The 16,062-nt window shown below is 72.3% G+C and carries 17 protein-coding genes and 1 pseudogene; 8 read left to right on the forward strand and 10 right to left on the reverse strand.

Features of this window, described 5'->3' with window-relative positions; all coding sequences use genetic code 11:
* Window positions 1–55: 55 nt before the first annotated feature.
* Together E6R60_RS30060 and E6R60_RS30065 are read left to right on the forward strand one after the other, a co-directional pair.
* Complete coding sequence (locus E6R60_RS30060) at window positions 56–676, forward strand: DinB family protein (protein WP_136329852.1); 621 nt, start codon at window positions 56–58, stop codon at window positions 674–676.
* Between the two features lie 127 nt (window positions 677–803).
* Window positions 804–1,238 (forward strand): VOC family protein, encoded by a 435-nt coding sequence (locus E6R60_RS30065; RefSeq protein ID WP_136329853.1) that lies wholly within the window; start codon window positions 804–806, stop codon window positions 1,236–1,238.
* A 24-nt stretch (window positions 1,239–1,262) separates the two neighbouring features.
* Here E6R60_RS30065 and E6R60_RS30070 read toward each other — a convergent pair whose 3' ends face one another.
* Together E6R60_RS30070 and E6R60_RS30075 are read right to left on the reverse strand one after the other, a co-directional pair.
* The gene (locus E6R60_RS30070) at window positions 1,263–1,673 is read right to left on the reverse strand and encodes a cupin domain-containing protein (protein WP_136329854.1); all 411 of its coding nucleotides are present in this window, start codon (window positions 1,671–1,673) and stop codon (window positions 1,263–1,265) included.
* A gap of 47 nt (window positions 1,674–1,720) precedes the next feature.
* Window positions 1,721–2,737, reverse strand: a complete 1,017-nt coding sequence (locus E6R60_RS30075) for a zinc-dependent alcohol dehydrogenase family protein (protein ID WP_136329855.1) — start codon at window positions 2,735–2,737, stop codon at window positions 1,721–1,723.
* A gap of 257 nt (window positions 2,738–2,994) precedes the next feature.
* Here E6R60_RS30075 and E6R60_RS30080 point away from each other — a divergent pair, with 257 nt between their 5' ends.
* Together E6R60_RS30080 and E6R60_RS30085 are read left to right on the forward strand one after the other, a co-directional pair.
* Window positions 2,995–3,900 (forward strand): helix-turn-helix domain-containing protein, encoded by a 906-nt coding sequence (locus E6R60_RS30080; protein ID WP_136329856.1) that lies wholly within the window; start codon window positions 2,995–2,997, stop codon window positions 3,898–3,900.
* 66 nt (window positions 3,901–3,966) lie between these two features.
* Window positions 3,967–4,854 carry a Bax inhibitor-1/YccA family protein gene (locus tag E6R60_RS30085; RefSeq protein ID WP_136329857.1) on the forward strand — a complete coding sequence of 296 codons (888 nt, stop codon included), beginning with the start codon at window positions 3,967–3,969 and terminating at the stop codon, window positions 4,852–4,854.
* Window positions 4,855–4,951: 97 nt separating this feature from the next.
* On the opposite strand, the gene E6R60_RS30090 is transcribed toward E6R60_RS30085, so the two are convergent.
* Window positions 4,952–5,179, reverse strand: coding sequence for a DUF4287 domain-containing protein (locus E6R60_RS30090; protein WP_136329858.1), 228 nt, complete (start codon window positions 5,177–5,179; stop codon window positions 4,952–4,954).
* Between the two features lie 102 nt (window positions 5,180–5,281).
* On the opposite strand from E6R60_RS30090, the gene E6R60_RS30095 reads away from it, so the two are divergent.
* A complete protein-coding gene (locus E6R60_RS30095; RefSeq protein WP_136329859.1) occupies window positions 5,282–5,599 on the forward strand; it encodes a hypothetical protein in 318 nt (105 codons plus the stop codon).
* Between the two features lie 109 nt (window positions 5,600–5,708).
* Here E6R60_RS30095 and E6R60_RS30100 read toward each other — a convergent pair whose 3' ends face one another.
* The 3 genes from E6R60_RS30100 to E6R60_RS30110 all read right to left on the reverse strand — a co-directional run bounded on the left by E6R60_RS30100 (window position 5,709) and on the right by E6R60_RS30110 (window position 9,365).
* A complete protein-coding gene (locus E6R60_RS30100) occupies window positions 5,709–6,575 on the reverse strand; it encodes a hypothetical protein (protein ID WP_240802733.1) in 867 nt (288 codons plus the stop codon).
* Window positions 6,576–6,918: 343 nt separating this feature from the next.
* Window positions 6,919–8,139 (reverse strand): acetyl-CoA C-acetyltransferase, encoded by a 1,221-nt coding sequence (locus tag E6R60_RS30105; RefSeq protein WP_136329860.1) that lies wholly within the window; start codon window positions 8,137–8,139, stop codon window positions 6,919–6,921.
* Between the two features lie 164 nt (window positions 8,140–8,303).
* On the reverse strand, window positions 8,304–9,365 hold the full coding sequence (locus E6R60_RS30110) for an SGNH/GDSL hydrolase family protein (RefSeq protein ID WP_136329911.1): 1,062 nt from the start codon (window positions 9,363–9,365) through the stop codon (window positions 8,304–8,306).
* Between the two features lie 177 nt (window positions 9,366–9,542).
* Here E6R60_RS30110 and E6R60_RS30115 point away from each other — a divergent pair, with 177 nt between their 5' ends.
* Window positions 9,543–10,955 (forward strand): cystathionine beta-synthase, encoded by a 1,413-nt coding sequence (locus E6R60_RS30115; protein WP_136329861.1) that lies wholly within the window; start codon window positions 9,543–9,545, stop codon window positions 10,953–10,955.
* Between the two features lie 324 nt (window positions 10,956–11,279).
* Here E6R60_RS30115 and E6R60_RS30120 read toward each other — a convergent pair.
* Window positions 11,280–12,095, reverse strand: a pseudogene (locus E6R60_RS30120) (helix-turn-helix transcriptional regulator); the annotation flags it as partial.
* Window positions 12,096–12,244: 149 nt separating this feature from the next.
* Between E6R60_RS30120 and E6R60_RS30125 the strand changes: the two are divergent.
* Window positions 12,245–13,006 carry an SDR family oxidoreductase gene (locus tag E6R60_RS30125; RefSeq protein ID WP_136329862.1) on the forward strand — a complete coding sequence of 254 codons (762 nt, stop codon included), beginning with the start codon at window positions 12,245–12,247 and terminating at the stop codon, window positions 13,004–13,006.
* A 10-nt stretch (window positions 13,007–13,016) separates the two neighbouring features.
* Here the strand turns inward: E6R60_RS30125 and E6R60_RS30130 are convergent, their stop codons facing one another.
* Entirely contained in the window at window positions 13,017–13,445 is a 429-nt protein-coding gene (locus E6R60_RS30130) for a hypothetical protein (protein WP_136329863.1), read from the reverse strand.
* Between the two features lie 161 nt (window positions 13,446–13,606).
* On the opposite strand from E6R60_RS30130, the gene E6R60_RS30135 reads away from it, so the two are divergent.
* Window positions 13,607–14,452 (forward strand): MurR/RpiR family transcriptional regulator, encoded by an 846-nt coding sequence (locus E6R60_RS30135; RefSeq protein ID WP_136329864.1) that lies wholly within the window; start codon window positions 13,607–13,609, stop codon window positions 14,450–14,452.
* Window positions 14,453–15,101: 649 nt separating this feature from the next.
* Here the strand turns inward: E6R60_RS30135 and E6R60_RS30140 are convergent.
* Both E6R60_RS30140 and E6R60_RS30145 read right to left on the reverse strand, forming a co-directional pair.
* Complete coding sequence (locus E6R60_RS30140; protein WP_136329865.1) at window positions 15,102–15,476, reverse strand: hypothetical protein; 375 nt, start codon at window positions 15,474–15,476, stop codon at window positions 15,102–15,104.
* A gap of 74 nt (window positions 15,477–15,550) precedes the next feature.
* Complete coding sequence (locus tag E6R60_RS30145) at window positions 15,551–16,027, reverse strand: roadblock/LC7 domain-containing protein (protein ID WP_136329866.1); 477 nt, start codon at window positions 16,025–16,027, stop codon at window positions 15,551–15,553.
* Window positions 16,028–16,062 lie beyond the last annotated feature (35 nt).

A 16,062-nucleotide genomic window follows, 5' to 3' on the forward strand; every position in this document is an offset into this window, starting at 1 on the left:
CGGCCGGGGAGAAAAGCCTTTGGGCGCGGACCCGGCTCCCCGGCAGAGTGGCTTCGTGACCGGGACAGAGGGAAAGACGGGCCGGGAAGCCGACCGCAAGAAGGACCTGCACGTGTATCTGCAGGACGCGCGTGACGCGTTCCTGTGGAAGCTCGAAGGGCTGTCGGAGTACGACATCCGCCGGCCCGTGACCGCCACCGGCACCAATCTGCTGGGGCTGGTCAAACACGTCGCCGGGGCCGAGGCCTTCTACTTCGGTGAGGTCTTCGGGCGTCCCGTGGACGCGCCCGCGCTCTGGATCACCGGTGAGGCCGAGCCGAACGCGGACCTGTGGGCGAAGGCCGACGAGACGCGCGAGGAGACCGTCGCGGGCTACCGCCGGGTGTGGGCCCACTCCGACGCGACGATCGACGCGCTGGACCTCGATGCGGCCGGCCGCCTTCCCGGGGGAGGGGAGCTGACGCTCCACCGCGTCCTCGTCCACATGGTCGCCGAGACCCAGCGCCACGCGGGCCACGCCGACGTCGTCCGCGAGCTGGTCGACGGGGCCACGGGCCAGCGGGAGCGGGGGCGCAACATGGCGCCCGGAGACGCGGCCTGGTGGGCGGCCCACCGGGAGCGGGTGGAGCGGGCGGCCCGGGAGGCCGTCGCGACGGATCCCAGCTTCCGTCGGTAAGGCTCCCTGCCCACTGTCAGCCCTCGCTGGGGGCCAGGCCCGGTGACCCGGTGGGGGGCCGGAGAAGGCCGCGGACGGGTCGAAAAATCCGTCCCGTTCCCCGCGCCTGCGCCCTTACGATGGGCCGATGGTGTCGATCAAGCAGGTCCAAATCACCTTCGACTGCGTGGAACCCGTGCGCGTCGCCCGCTTCTGGGCCGAGGTGCTGGGGTATGTCGCGTCCCTACCCGAGGGCTTCGACAGCTGGGACGCGTTCGACCGGGCCCAGGTCCCCGGCCGGCCGGGGCCGGCGGACGCGGCGTGCGCCGATCCGTCGGGCGCGGGCCCGCGGCTGTACTTCCAGCGCGTTCCCGAGGGCAAGGTCGTCAAGAACCGGGTGCACCTCGATGTGCGCGTCGGCACCGGACTCGTGGGTGAGGCGCGCCTGGCCGCACTCGAGGCCGAGTGCGCACGGCTGCTCCCGCTCGGCGCCGTACGCGGACAGCTCCTGGTCGCCGACGAGGAGAACGAGTCGTGCCTCGGGATGCAGGACGTCGAGGGCAACGAGTTCTGCCTCGACTGAGCGGCCGCACACGCGGCAGCGCTGTCAGGCGGTGGCCGGCGCCGCGCCGTACTCCTCGTCGGTGACCGGGGTCAGCCAGTGCACCACGTCGTGGTCGGCGTCGCCCTCGTTGATGGCCAGGTGGACCATCAGCCGGTTCGGCGCCGCGCCGTGCCAGTGCTCCTCACCGGCCTCGAACAGCACGCGGTCGCCGGGCCGGATGACCTCGACGGGGCCGCCCCGGCGCTGGCACAGGCCGACCCCCTCGGTGACGAAGACGGTCTGGCCCAGCGGGTGGCGGTGCCAGTGGGTGCGTGCCCCGGGCATGAAGTGCACCAGCGAGGCGGTGACCCGGGACGGGGCGGGGGCGGCGGCGACGGGGTCGATGTAGACATCGCCGGTGAACCAGTCGGCGGGGCCCTTGAGGGTGTCGACGGAGCTTCGGGTGATCTGCATGGGGCTTCCTCGGCAGGTGTCGGGGGGCGGGTGGCGGGGGCGGTGCGTCAGGGCTTGAGGAGGGCCTTGACGGCGCGGCGTTCGTCCATGGCCCGGTAGCCCTCGGCGACCTGGTCCAGCGGCAGGGTGAGGTCGAAGACCTTGCCCGGGTCGATCCGGCCCGACAGGACCCGGTCGATCAGGTCGGGGAGGTACCGGCGCACGGGGGCGGGCCCGCCGCGCAGGCCGACGTGGGAGAAGAAGAGCTCCTGGCCGTCGACGGACACCTCGTGGGGGACGCCGACGAAGCCGACGTTGCCGCCGGGGCGCGTGGAGTGCAGGGCCTGCCCCATGGCCTGTGCGGTGCCGACGCACTCCAGCACGGAGTCGGCGCCGATGCCGCCGGTGAGGTCCTTGATCCGGGCGACGCCCTCGCCGCCGCGCTCGGTGACGATGTCCGTGGCGCCGAACTCGCGCGCCAGCTCCTGACGGGAGGCGTGCCGCGACATCGCGATGATGCGCTCCGCGCCCATCTCCCTGGCCGCGATCACCGCGGAGAGGCCGACCGCGCCGTCGCCGACGACCACGACGGTCGAGCCGGGCCCGACCTCGGCGGCGTCGGCCGCCCACCAGCCGGTGCCCATGACGTCGGAGACGGCCAGCAGGCCGGGCCACAGTTCCTCGCCGGGCACCTCGTCGGTGGCGACCAGGGTGCCCTGGGCGTTGGGGATGCGCACGTAGTCCGCCTGGCAGGTGCTCATGAACTCGCGGTGCAGGCAGTTCGACTGGAAGCCGTTGCGGCAGTTCGCGCAGGTGTTGTCCGAGGTCGCGAACGAGCCGACGACGAACTGCCCGGGCCTGACGGAGGTGACCTCGCTGCCGACCTCCTCGACGAAGCCGACGTACTCGTGCCCCATCGGGTGCGGGTCGCCTATGGGCTCCAGGCCGCGCCAGGCCCACAGGTCGGAGCCGCACACCCAGGTGACGGCCGTGCGGATGACCGCGTCGGTCGGGTGGAGGATCTTCGGGTCGTCCAGGGTTTCGAAGCGGACGTCGCCGGGGGCGTGGATCACTGCGCCGCGCATGAGGGTTCCTTACGTGTCGAGGCGAGGGCACCGGGGGTGCCGGGCCGCCGGGTGCGGTCCCCGGCCCGGCGGCGGGCGGCGGGAAGCCGCCGCCCGGGGGGCCGGTGGCGGGCTCACTTGCCCGTCCGCCTTCACGGCCGGACAAAAAGCACCACGTCCTCCTGGTAACCCGCTCTCCGCGCGCTCAGCGAGTCACCAGGGAGAGGTGTACCGGCAGTACACCCCTGCTTCCGCGCCCGGGACGTACCGTCGATGGCGTGGACAACAGTCGAGAGGTCCGTGAGTTCCTCACGTCGAGGCGAGCCAGGATCACCCCCGAGCAGGCCGGGATGCCCTCGGGTCCCCGGCGGCGCGTCCCGGGCCTGCGCCGCAGCGAGGTCGCGGCCCTGGCGGACGTGAGCGTGGAGTACTACGCCAAGCTGGAGCGCGGCCACCTCGCCGGCGTTTCCCCCGCCGTCCTGGAGGCCGTCGCCCGCGCCCTGCGGCTCGACGACGCCGAGCGCGCCCACCTGCTGCTTCTGGCCCGGGCCGCCGACGGCTCCGACGCCCTGAGCCGCCCGCGCCGCCGCCCCGCCCGGCAGTGGACGGCGCACCGCAGCCTGCAGTGGACGCTGGACGCGATCACGGCGGGACCCGCCTTCGTGCGCAACGGCCGCATGGACATCCTGGCGACCAACCAGCTCGCCCGCGCGTTCTACAGCGACGTCTACGCCGCACCCGACAACCAGGCGAACCTCGCCCGCTTCCAGTTCCTGGACCCCGCCTCCCGCCCCTTCTACCCCGACTGGGACCAGGCCGCGGACGTCGTCGTCGCCATCCTGCGCACCGAAGCCGGCCGCAACCCCCACGACAAGGACCTCCACGACCTCGTCGGCGAGCTGTCCACCCGCAGTGACGCGTTCCGCACACGCTGGGGCGCCCACAACGTCCGCCACCACGGCACCGGCACCAAGCGCTACCACCACCGGGCCGTCGGGGGACTGACCCTCGCCTACGAAGGTCTCGAGATGACCGCCGAACCGGGCCTCACCCTCACCGTCTACACCGCCGAACCCGCCTCCCCCTCCGAAGAGGGCCTGCGGCTGCTCGCTTCCTGGGCCGCCACCCAGGAGGCGCCGGCCCCGCCGGGCGCCAGGAGCGGAAAGATCCTCCCCTGGCACTAGGCGGATTGTTTTGCCTAGCCATTACTCTTGTTCCAAGGCCACGCTGGGTGGCCATGGAGGAGTGAGATGAGGAGCAGCAACCCGGTCTTCTCGCGACGGGGCTTCAGCCGCGACAACGGGCACGCGGGCTTCACCGCGGCACCGCAGGCCGGGGCCCCCGCAGCGGGTGCCAACCCGTACGCACAGGGCACCGCCCCGAACCCGTACGCCACCAACCCCTACGCCCAGCAGGACACCCGGTTCGACGCCCCGCAGGCGCCGGCGCGCTCCGGCGCGATGACGATCGACGACGTCGTCACGCGCACGGCGATCACGCTTGGCACGGTCGTGCTCGGCGCCGCGGCCGCCTGGGCCCTGCTGCCGGTCGACGAGGCCAACCTGGGCAAGTCGTACGGCATCGCGATCGGCGCCGCGCTGATCGCCTTCGTGCTGTCGCTGGTCCAGTCCTTCAAGCGCAAGCCCGTCCCCGCGCTGATCATCTCGTACGCGGCCTTCGAGGGTGTCTTCCTCGGAGTGATCTCCAGCGCGGTCAGCACGTACATCGGGCCGGGCGTCGTGATGCAGGCGGTGCTGGGCACCATGTGCGTCTTCGCCGGTGTGCTGCTCGCGTACAAGATGCGCTGGATCCGCGTCACCCGCCGGTTCTACGGCTTCGTGATGGCCGCCGCCATGGGCTTCATGCTCCTGATGGTGGTCAACCTGCTGTTCGCCGTGTTCGGCGGCGGTGACGGTCTGGGCTTCCGCAGCGGCGGCCTCGGCATCCTCTTCGGCGTCATCGGCATCGTCCTCGGCGCGTGCTTCCTGGCTCTGGACTTCAAGCAGGTCGAGGACGGCATCGCGTACGGCGCCCCGCGCGAGGAGTCCTGGCTGGCGGCCTTCGGCCTCACCATGACCCTGGTGTGGATCTACCTGGAGATGCTGCGCCTGCTGTCCATCCTCAGCGGCGACGACTGACCCGGGCGACCGGACCCGTGCAGCGGCCCGCAGGCTCCGAGGAGGAGCCTGCGGGCCGCTGCCGTTGTACGCGGACGGGGGGCGGTGCCCTCCCGCGCTAGAGCAGCTTGCGGGCCGCTCTTCTCAGGTCGTACTCGTGGATGAGTGCCTTCGCGTGGCCGTAGGCGAGGTCGTGTTCGCTCCGCAGCCAGCTGACCTTCTCCTCGAAGCGGAGAGCGGGCCCGTCCTCCACGGTCCGGAGCCAGTCGGAGATCTCACGACCGGTGCAGTGCGGGATTCTGGAGAGCAGGTTGCGATGGGTCTCTTCGGACAGGACTTGTGACATCGGCGCCTCCGACGCGTTGAGCGCGTTGCTGGTCCTTCCCGACACCGTGCCCGAGCGACGGCCCGTTGGCAACCATGCGGGAGGGGCGCGTAGGGTCGCGGGGTGCTCGATACGACGCCCCTGATCACCGCCGTGGACCGATTCGCCGACCGGCTGCGCTCGGCCCCGCAGAGCAGGCTGCAGCGCGGAGCGGCGGCCGAAGGACTGGCCGCGGCCAGGGAGCTGGCGGTGCGGGCCCAGCGCGTCGAGGCGCCCGGCCGGGAGCCGCGGATCATGCCGGACGCCGGGATCTTCGCCATCGGCGATCAACTCGCCGTCGCGGGGCGGGATCTGGCCGTGGCACTGGAAATGGCCCCGTCCGTGGAGCTGGACGAGGCCGTGCGGTTCGTCGAGGAAGCGGCGGCGCGGGCGTTCGCGTAGGCGGTGCGCGCCGGGGTGAGCGCGCCTCCCGAAGGGGGCGCGAGGGACGGCGGCAGCGGCCGGCGAGGCCGCTGTGCCCCGGAGCGGGGCCGGAGACCGGTCCCGCGGGCTAGAAGCTCGCGATGACCCGGTCGGCCAGTATGTAGACGTTGTCCGTGCCGCACGAGAACGTCAGGGCGTACGCGCCGGAGACGCCGGAACCGCCCAGGAGCACGGGGTGTTCGCCGGCCCGCAGCGCCGCGGCCAGCTGCTCGGCCGTCTCGCGGTGGCCGGGGGTCATACAGAGCGTGGTGCCGTCGGCGAAGACGTACACGTCGAGCGTGCCGAGCGGGCCGGGGCGCACGTCGGAGAGTTCCGTCCGGCTGTCGGCCAGCTCCTCCAGGCGGTTCACCGTGCGCTCGTGGTCGGTGACGACGGGCGTCTGCACCGGCACGAAGTCGGGGTGCGAGGGGTGACGGCGGCGCGCCGCGGCCAGCTCGGGGGAGTCCTCCGCGAACTCGGCCGTCTCCGGGAGCTCGGCCATGTCGGCCAGTTCCGTCAGCTCGGCCAGCTCCGTCAGTTCCTCGAACGCCTCGGTGGCGTCGAGGTCCATCGCATCGAGCCCGGCGAAGTCGCTCTGGCGCGGCATGAAGAACGGGGCGTCCTCGCCCAGTCCGGCCAGCCCGCCCAGCAGGGACGGGGCGGCGGCGTCGCGCGCCTCCTGCGTGGCCCAGAAGGCCCGGGCCTCGGCGAGCTCACGCTCCCGCTCCTCGGCCAGCGCCTCGGCGACCGCCGCGCGTATTTCCGCGACAGGGGTGGCGTCGTGACGGCCCTGAGCGGGTACGGCAGCACTGTGGGCGCGGTTGTCGGCCAGCTCCCGCCGGAGGGCGGCGACCTGCTGACGCAGCCCGTGAGCGGCGTGCAGAGCGGCAGCGCCCACGGCCGTGGCAGCGGCGGTGGTCAGCAACAGGGCAAGAGGCATGGCGCTCACTGACATACTCCCGGTTTCAATCGATCCCCCGACTTCCTACATCAGCTTGTCCTGTACCGGCACCCTGTGTCAGTGCATTACGTCACGAATTGGACAGGTCTTTGGGCCCGGGGTTTCACCCTGGTACGGGTGTGACCTGCGGGTATGACTCTCCCCCAGGAGATAGGTCACATCCTGGGGGAGATTCGGTCACGTTCGGGGCTCGGAACCGGCCACTGCGTCCGGCCGGAGGGCCGGAAGCCGGTGTGGGCCCGGCGGGGGCCGATGCCCGGTGAGAGCGCACATGCGGAGAGTCACCGGGAAGACGGGGTCACGGGGGCGGCGCGCCGCCCCCGACCGCCGGCCGGTCTCAGCTCAGGCGCTCGATCACCATCGCCATGCCCTGGCCGCCGCCCACGCACATGGTCTCCAGGCCGAACTGCTTGTCGTGGAACTGCAGGCTGTTGATCAGCGTGCCGGTGATGCGGGCGCCGGTCATCCCGAAGGGGTGGCCGACGGCGATGGCCCCGCCGTTGACGTTGACCTTGTCCAGCGGCAGGCCCAGGTCGCGGTAGGACGGGATCACCTGGGCGGCGAACGCCTCGTTGATCTCCGCCAGGTCGATGTCGTCGATCGTCAGCCCGGCGCGCTTCAGCGCCTGCTTGCTCGCCTCGACCGGTCCGTAGCCCATGATCTCGGGGGAGAGGCCGGAGACGCCGGTGGAGACGATCCGGGCCAGCGGGGTCAGGCCCAGCTCGCGTGCCTTGGTGTCCGACATGATCACGAGCGCCGCGGCGCCGTCGTTGAGCGGGCAGCAGTTGGCCGCGGTGACCAGTCCGTCGGGGCGGAAGACCGGCTTCAGGCCCTGCACGCCCTCCAGCGAGACGCCCGCGCGCGGACCGTCGTCCTTGGAGACCACCGTGCCGTCCGGGGTCGTCACCGGGGTGATCTCGCGCTCCCAGAAGCCGTTCTTCAGGGCTTCCTCGGCGAGGTTCTGCGACCGTACGCCGAACTCGTCCATGTCCTGACGGGTGACGCCCTTGATCCGTGCCAGGTTCTCCGCCGTCTGCCCCATCGCGATGTACGCGTCCGGAACCAGGCCGTCCTCGCGCGGGTCGTGCCAGCTCGCGCCGGACTCCGCGGCGCGGGCCGCCGTGCGGGCCTCGGCGTCGGCGAAGAGCGGGTTGCGGGTGTCCGGGAGGCTGTCGGAGTTGCCCTTCGCGAACCGGGACACCATCTCCACGCCGGCGGAGATGAAGACGTCGCCCTCGCCGGCCTTGATGGCGTGCAGCGCCATGCGGCTGGTCTGCAGGGAGGACGAGCAGTAGCGCGTGACCGTACAGCCGGGAAGGTGGTCCATCCCCATCTGCACGGCGATGATGCGGCCCAGGTTGTTGCCCTGCTCGCCGCCGGGGAGGCCGCAGCCGAGCATCAGGTCGTCGATGTCCTTCGGGTCCAGCTCGGGGACCTTGGCGAGGGCGGTCTGGATGATCGTGGCGGTCAGGTCGTCCGCGCGCAGGTCCTTCAGCGAACCCTTGAAGGCCCGGCCGATGGGCGAACGGGCAGCAGAGACGATCACGGCTTCGGGCATCACGCGGCTCCATGAGGGCTGGAAGGCTGTCTGGCAGGACTGCTCTGGAAGTTACCCGGACGTACTGCTGAGGTCACCCGACAGGGCGTGTGATGCGGGCCTCTTTTCTAAGCAACCGCTCAGTTCGCCTGCGGAGAGGTCCGCCGGGCCCGCCCGGAACCCCCTCAGGCGTGCCTCGGCGAGGTGTCCGTGCCGGTGCCGGGGCGCCGCTCCACCCGCGTCGAGCCGCCCGCCTCCCCGTGCATCTCCGGGTGGGGGTGCGGGTGCGGCTCCGTGGCCGGGGGCAGGCGCCGCCGCCTGCGGTGCTTGAGCAGCGCCCAGGGCGCCCGGGCCCCCGTGACCTCCGTACCGGCCTCCTTGGCCGCCTGGGAGGCCGCCTTGGCCACCGGCAGCATGTCCTCCCGCCGGGCGCCGTCCAGCCGGTCGGTCTCCGGCCACAGTCCCAGCACCGCGCAGAGCGTCGGCAGCAGCGCCATCGCGGCCGTCGCGTAGCCCTCCGCCGACGGGTGGTAGTTGTCCGGGCCGAACAGCTCCCGCGGGTTCGCCTCGAACTCGGGGCCCAGCAGGTCGCCCAGCGACACCGTGCGCCCGCCCTGCTCCACCGAGCCGATCGTCTGCGCCGCCGCCAGCTGCCGGCTCACCCGCCGGGCCATCCACCGCAGCGGCTGGTAGACGGGCTCGATCGTGCCCAGGTCCGGGCAGGTGCCCACGACGACCTCGGCGCCCGCCGTACGCAGCCTGCGCACCGCCGTCGTCAGGCACCGCACCGACTGCGTGGCGGGCATCCGGTGGGTCACGTCATTCGCGCCGATCATGATCACGCATACGTCGGGCGTCCGGGCCGGGTCCGCGAGCAGCAGCGAGACCTGTCGCTCCAGGTCGTCCGAACGGGCGCCCGGCTGCGCGACGTTCCGCAGGTCCACCGGCCGCTCCGACACCGCCGCGAGCCCCGAGGCGAGCAGCGCCCCCGGGGTCTGCCCGGCCCGGCGTACCCCCTGCCCCGCCGCCGTGGAGTCCCCGAGGAGCCCGAGGCGCAGCGGTTCGGCGGGGCCGGTGAACGCCACCCCGTACCGTCCGTCCGCACTCGGCGGGACCGGTGCGGTGCCGCCCCCCACCTGCCGCTTCGCCAGCTGGACCTCCGCCAGCAGGACGCCTGCGGCCGCGGCGCCCAGCAGCCCGATGCTGCCACCGCCGTAGGCCGCGCCCGCCGCGATCCGCCGTGCCACCCTTGCCCTCGACACAGTCCGGTCCACCTCCTCGTGGCCTTACGGCCTCACCCAAACCGTCGTACCGCCGTACACAGAGCTACCTGCCCCCAAGGGACCGTCGTTCAATCGCTTCGCCCAATCTCGTGCCCGTACGCATACTCTTGCGGCACCATCTCGGAGACCCCGGAGTACACGGTGCAATTCCACGATTCGATGATCAGTCTCGTAGGCAATACCCCGCTGGTGAGGCTGCGCAGTGTGACGGCCGGCATCCAGGCGACGGTCCTGGCCAAGGTCGAGTACTTCAACCCCGGCGGATCGGTCAAGGACCGGATCGCCCTGCGCATGATCGAGGCCGCCGAACAGAGCGGCGAGCTGAAGCCCGGCGGCACGATCGTCGAGCCCACCAGCGGCAACACGGGCGTCGGCCTGGCGATCGTCGCGCAGCAGAAGGGCTACAAGTGCATCTTCGTCTGCCCGGACAAGGTGTCCACGGACAAGATCAACGTGCTGCGCGCCTACGGTGCCGAGGTCGTCGTCTGCCCCACGGCGGTCGACCCGGAGCACCCGGACTCGTACTACAACGTCTCGGACCGGCTGGTCCGTGAGACGCCGGGAGCCTGGAAGCCCGACCAGTACTCGAACCCGAACAACCCGCGCTCCCACTACGAGACCACCGGTCCCGAACTCTGGGAGCAGACGGACGGGAAGATCACCCACTTCGTGGCGGGGGTCGGCACCGGCGGCACGATCACCGGCACCGGCCGCTACCTGAAGGAGGCGAGCGGCGGCGCCGTCAAGGTCATCGGCGCGGACCCGGAGGGCTCGGTCTACTCCGGCGGCTCCGGCCGGCCGTATCTGGTCGAGGGCGTCGGTGAGGACTTCTGGCCGTCGGCGTACGACCGGACCGTCACCGACGAGATCGTCGCCGTGTCCGACAAGGACTCCTTCCAGATGACCCGCCGGCTCGCCAAGGAGGAGGGGCTGCTGGTCGGCGGTTCCTGCGGCATGGCGGTCGTCGGAGCCCTGGAGGTCGCCCAGCGGCTCGGGCCCGAGGACGTCGTCGTCGTCCTGCTGCCGGACAGCGGCCGCGGCTACCTGAGCAAGATCTTCAACGACGAGTGGATGGCCGACTACGGCTTCCTGGAGGACACCGGCCCCTCCGCCCGGGTCGCCGACGTCCTGGACTACAAGGCGGGCCCGATCCCGACCCTCGTCCACATGCACCCGGAGGAGACCGTCGGCGAGGCGATCGACGTGCTGCGCGAGTACGGCGTCTCCCAGATGCCGATCGTGAAGCCCGGCGCCGGCCACCCGGACGTGATGGCCGCCGAGGTCATCGGTTCGGTCGTCGAGCGGGAGCTGCTGAACGCCCTCTTCGCCCAGCGGGCCTCCCTCACCGACCCGCTCGAGAAGCACATGTCGCCGCCGCTGCCGCAGGTCGGCTCCGGCGAACCGGTCGAGGACCTGATGGCGGTCCTCGGCGGCACGGGCGCGGCGGACGCGGCGATCGTGCTGGTGGAGGGCAAGCCGAAGGGCGTGGTCAGCCGCCAGGACCTGCTGGCCTTCCTCGCCAAGGACGCGTCGGCGGCGCCCGCCCAGCCGTAACCGGCGCCACCCGGCGGCGGGGTTCGCGAAAACGGTACGAGCGCGTCACGTGGCCGCAGCACCCGCTTAACACGGGTCGGGCAGATTAGTGGGTGCCGGCAGGGAAACCCGCCGGCACCACAACGGCGACACGGACTACGGAGCGGCTCCCGGACCTCCACCGTCGCCCGGACGCGGAGACCGGCCCTGACCCGGACCCGTGTCCTTCGCGGGGACCGCCGTCGTCCCGCCCCCTGGGAAACCGGGGGTGCGGCGGTCCCCGCGACACATCGGTGCGCGCCGACCGCGCGCCCCGTCCTCGTCCCCGTCCCGCGGATGCGGAGAGGCCGCCCAGCTCGCGAGAAGCGCGATGCGCTCCGCCGTCTCCGAACCGGGCTCCGGGGTGTAGACCACCAACGACTGGCCGGGATCGCCGGGCACGCCGAGCGTCTCGTACGGCAGCGTCAGCGCGCCCACGACCGGGTGGTCGATCCGCTTCACGCCGTACGTCTTCGCCTTCACCTGGTGGTCCGCCCACAGCCGGCGGAAGTCCTCGCTCTTCATGGACAGTTCGCCGACCAGGGTGGCGAGCTCCTTGTCATCGGGGTGAAGTCCCGCGTCCAGCCGCAGATACGCGACCGTCTCCGCCGCCACGGCCGGCCAGTCCGGGTACAGCTCCCGCGCCGCGGGCTCCAGGAACGTCTGCCGCGGCATGTTGCGCTCACCGGCGGCCATGCGGGAGAAGCCGACGACCGCGTCCCCCAGCGCGTTCCACGCCAGCACGTCCATCCGCCGGCCCAGCAGGAAGGCGGGCGCCCGGTCGAACGTGTCCAGGAGCACCCGCAACCCCGGCCGCACCCGCTGCGCGGCGGCCGGTGCCGCCTTGCGCGGTGCGGGGCGTGCCACCGTACGCAGGTAGGCGTGCTCCGTCCCGTCCAGCCGGAGCACCCGGGCTATCGCGTCGAGGACGGCGTCCGAGACGCTGGGGCCGCGGCCCTGCTCCAGGCGGATGTAGTAGTCGACGCTGACTCCGGCGAGCTGGGCGACCTCCTCGCGCCGGAGACCGGGAACGCGCCTGCGGCCGTACGAGTTCAGCCCCACCTCCTCGGGCTGAATGCGGGCACGTCGTGAGCGGAGGAAGTCTCCGAGGTCGCCGTCCATGCCGCCGATCGTAGAAGACCGGCCGTTTCCCAGCCTGGTACTGCCGGACCCAGGAAAGACGCATCCCTGGGTAGCCGCCGCGCGCCGTCACAGAGTGGAGCCCAGGCCGGGGAAGCGCCCCGGCGGCACCGCCTCAAGGAGTACCCGACATGTCGTACGCAACGCTCGCAGGCCGCACCGCCGTCATCACCGGAGCCGCCAGCGGCATGGGGCACGCGACCGCCCGGCTGCTCGCCGCCCAGGGCGTCAGGGTGGCGCTGCTGGCCCGCCGCGCGGAGCGGCTGGAGGAGCTCGCCGCCCAGATCACCGCCGAGGGCGGTCAGGCACTCGCCGTCGTCACCGACGTCACCGGCCAGGCGTCCGTGGACGCCGCCGCCGAGCGGGTGCACGCGGAGTTCGGACCGGTGGACCTGGTGGTCAACGCGGCCGGTGTGATGCTGCCGAACCCCGTGGACGCGGGCCGCGCCGACGAGTGGCAGCGGATGCTCGACACCAATGTGGCCGGAGCCCTGCGTGTCATCCGGGCCTTCACCGCCGACCTGGTGGCCACCGCCGCCGAGGGGCGCACCGCCGACCTGGTCAACATCTCGTCCATCGGCGCGCACGTCACGTTCCCCAACTACGCGGTGTACGGAGCCACGAAGGCCGCACTCACCTACCTGTCGGCCTCGCTGCGCACCGAACTGGGCCCGCGCGACGTCCGCGTCACGAACATCGAGCCCGGGCTCACCGACTCCGAACTCGCCGGACACGTCGACAACGCCGAACTCAGCGGCCAGCTCGACGGCATGTTCGACGCGCTCGGGGGCCTCTCCAGCGACGAGATCGCCGACCTGATCGCGTACACGACCAGCCGCGCGCGCCACATCAACCTGCGCCAGGTGGTCGTGCTGCCCACCCGGCAGGCGTGATCCGGCCTGGTCAGGCCTCCCACTCGGAGGCCTGGCGCCGCTCGGCCTCCCGGCGCCCGAACAGCCGCCCGCCGTGGGCCGCCTGGAAGACGTTGACGCCGACGATCCCCAGCCAGGCCACCACCAGCCCCTCGATGCCCGCGTTCGCGACGCCGATGGCGGACAGCGGGATCGCCAGGACCAGCAAGATGATCCCGAAGCCGAAGCGTTCCCCGAAGTGCCCCAGCGGCTGCTCCGGAGCGCGCGCCCCTCGGGCGACGGTGATCTGCTGCTCCGCGAGATGCCGCCGGACCCGGCGGTCGAGCGTGCCGTCCAGCCGCTGCTCGACCTTCTCCAGAAACGACTCGACGAGCGCGGACTCGTACTCCGCCCCCAGCTCGCTGCGCGCCTGCAGGGTGGCGTTGAGCTCCTTCTTGAGCTCGGCGTCGGATGCGTCCATGGGGCCACCGTACGAAGCGGGGGGTGGCCGGGTCAGTGGTGCTAACCCCCCTGTTTCCCCTGTTTCCCCACCCCGTCTGCATATGGACATGCAGACGGCTTGCTGGCTGAATGGATCCGTCGGCGCCGGTCCCGGTGCGACGCATCTACCGAGGGGACAGGATGAGCGGGAGCAGCCCGGGCGCGCGTCTGCAGCAGCTGTTCGAGGGCCGCAGGCTCACGCCCACGCAGCGGCGCATCGCGCACTCCATGGTGCGCAGGGCCGGTGACGCCCCGTTCCTCTCCAGCGTCGAACTGGCCGAACTGGCCGGGGTCAGCCAGCCCTCCGTCACCCGGTTCGCCGTCGCCCTCGGATTCGACGGCTATCCCGCGCTGCGCAAGCACCTGCGGGAGGTCGCCCCGGCCGGCACCGCCGCGGACGGCGGGGAGGAGGTCTTCAACGAGTACCAGCAGGCGGTGCTCGGCGAGATCGAGAATCTGCGCCACCTCGCCGAACTGCTCGCCGACCCCGCGCCCGTCGAACGGGCCGGCCGGCTCCTCGCCGCCTCGCGCCCCCTGCTCGTCCTCGGGCTGCGCGCCGCGTCCTCGCAGGCGCGGGGCTTCGGCTACTTCGCCGCCAAGGTGCACCCGGACGTCCGGGTGCTCGACGAGGGCGGCAGCATGCTGCACGACCGCATCGACGCGGCCCGGCGGGCCGGTGCGAGCGCACTGATCTGCTTCGCGCTGCCGCGTCACCCCCGCGAGGTGGTCGACGCCCTCGCCTACGCCCGGGACCAGGGCCTGGCCGTGGTGTCGGTGGCCGACTCCGCGTTCGCCCCGGTGGCCGCGCACAGCGACCTGCTGCTCCCCGCCGCCGTCGGCACGGGGCTCGCCTTCGACACCGCCTGCGGCCCGATGCTGCTGGGGCGGGTGCTGCTGGAGGCCATGTGCGACGCCCTGCCCGACGCGCAGGCCCGCCTGGAGTCGTTCGACGCGGGTGCCGCGGTGCGGCAGCTTTTCGTCGAGTGACGTTGCCCCTTGCCGGGGCGGGTCCCTGGCGGGGGGCGGCGTCTTGTTTTGGTTGCCCCTTTCCGGGGCGCGGGGTTCCGTCCTCAAGCGCCGGACGGGCTTGGGGTGTGCGGGCCCCGTGCGGGGTGCGGGTTGCTCCGGCGGGCCGGTTCCGTCCTCAATCGCCGGACGGGCTTGGGTGGTGCGGGTGTTCCGTGTTGCGGAGGCGCGGTACCCGGGTGGGTGGGGGGTTCGGGGTCCCTCCGGGGCGTCTCCTCGGACGACGAACGTTCGGCGGGTACGCAGCGGGCCCGGGTATCTGTTCGTCGTCCTGCGGGGACTCCCCTGCACGCCCCCGAACCCGCCCGGCGTGCGTCTGCGACAGTCGCAGGGCCGGTGTGCACACGCGACTGAGGCCGGGTGGGGGCGTGCAGGGGAGTCCCCGCAGGAAATGGCGTACGACTCGGGTCGTTTTCCCACCCGCCCGCACATGCCATTTCTGAGGAGTCTCCCCGGAGGGCCCCCACCCCCACCCACCGGACAGAGGCGAACACCCGCACCACACCGCGCACCCGCACCACCACAGCCCGTCCGGCGATTGAGGACGGAACCGGCCCGCCGGAGCACGGAGCACCGCGGAGCACCGCCACCCCGCAAGGGGACCCTACGGTCAGACCTCCAGCTCGGCTTCGATCCTCTTCAGCTGGTGGCGGGCCATCGCCAGGTTCGCCCGTCCGCCGTCCAGCACCAGGTAGAGGAACAGGCCGTTGTTCCCCCGGGTCTTGAGCAGCCGGATCAGGTGGTACTGGGTGCCCAGGGTGATCAGGATGTCCTCGATCTCGTCCTGGATGCCGAGGTGCTCCATCGTGCGGAGTTTGGCGCGTACGACGTCGGTGTTGCCCGCGGCCGCGACCTCCAGGTTGAAGTCCTTGCCGCCGCCGAGGGTGCCCAGTGCCATGCCGCTCGTGTAGTCGACGAGGGCGACACCGAGGGTGCCCTCGATGGACGACATCGCTTCCTTCAGTGACGCTTCGGTGTTCGCCATGAGTGCTCGTTTCCTTTCCCTGACCGGTCGGGGCGACCGGTTCCGTTTCTGGGTCGTGCCGGGCTTGTCCTGGGTCACGTGGTGCGGTGCGGCAGGGCGCCCGGCTGCTGCGGGGGCTGCGGGGGCTGCACGGGGGCCCGTGGGCCGGGGGCGGGCTGGGGCGCGCGTTCCAGGGCCGCGTCGACGAGTTCGCCGATCCGGGAGCTGGACCTGCGGCCCTCCAGATGGAGCCGGCCGACGTTGATCCGGTCCTCGGCGAGCAGGGTCAGTACGGCCGAGGAGCCGGCGGCGTACGTCGCGATGTAGCCGGTCCCGCCGCGTACGAGGAGTTCGCGGAAGCCGCCCCGGCCGGTCGCGTCCGTCATCCGGATCGAGACGCCGAGCGCGGCGGCGGTCAGCGCGGCGACGCCCTCCGCCTCGACTCCCGGCGTGTCATGGGCCAGGACGAGGCCGTCGGTACTGGCGGCCAGGGCGCCGGAGAGGAGCGGAACCCGGGCCCGTAACCGCTGGAGTTCGGCCAGGACATCCTGCACTTCGGCCTCGGGCACCATCAGCTGTCTCCTCCCGGCACGCTGTCTGAGCGCGC

Source organism: Streptomyces sp. A0642 (assembly GCF_004795105.1).
Taxonomy (GTDB): domain Bacteria; phylum Actinomycetota; class Actinomycetes; order Streptomycetales; family Streptomycetaceae; genus Streptomyces.

Coding starts and splice junctions, on each gene's coding strand:
- E6R60_RS30090 (WP_136329858.1), bottom strand. CDS start 5,179: ATGTCACAAGTCCTGTCCGAAGAGACCCATCGCAACCTGCTCTCCAGA.
- E6R60_RS30065 (WP_136329853.1), top strand. CDS start 804: ATGGTGTCGATCAAGCAGGTCCAAATCACCTTCGACTGCGTGGAACCC.
- E6R60_RS30105 (WP_136329860.1), bottom strand. CDS start 8,139: ATGCCCGAAGCCGTGATCGTCTCTGCTGCCCGTTCGCCCATCGGCCGG.
- E6R60_RS30140 (WP_136329865.1), bottom strand. CDS start 15,476: ATGGCGAACACCGAAGCGTCACTGAAGGAAGCGATGTCGTCCATCGAG.
- E6R60_RS30135 (WP_136329864.1), top strand. CDS start 13,607: ATGAGCGGGAGCAGCCCGGGCGCGCGTCTGCAGCAGCTGTTCGAGGGC.
- E6R60_RS30125 (WP_136329862.1), top strand. CDS start 12,245: ATGTCGTACGCAACGCTCGCAGGCCGCACCGCCGTCATCACCGGAGCC.
- E6R60_RS30075 (WP_136329855.1), bottom strand. CDS start 2,737: ATGCGCGGCGCAGTGATCCACGCCCCCGGCGACGTCCGCTTCGAAACC.
- E6R60_RS30145 (WP_136329866.1), bottom strand. CDS start 16,027: ATGGTGCCCGAGGCCGAAGTGCAGGATGTCCTGGCCGAACTCCAGCGG.
- E6R60_RS30130 (WP_136329863.1), bottom strand. CDS start 13,445: ATGGACGCATCCGACGCCGAGCTCAAGAAGGAGCTCAACGCCACCCTG.
- E6R60_RS30085 (WP_136329857.1), top strand. CDS start 3,967: ATGAGGAGCAGCAACCCGGTCTTCTCGCGACGGGGCTTCAGCCGCGAC.
- E6R60_RS30070 (WP_136329854.1), bottom strand. CDS start 1,673: ATGCAGATCACCCGAAGCTCCGTCGACACCCTCAAGGGCCCCGCCGAC.
- E6R60_RS30100 (WP_240802733.1), bottom strand. CDS start 6,575: ATGTCAGTGAGCGCCATGCCTCTTGCCCTGTTGCTGACCACCGCCGCT.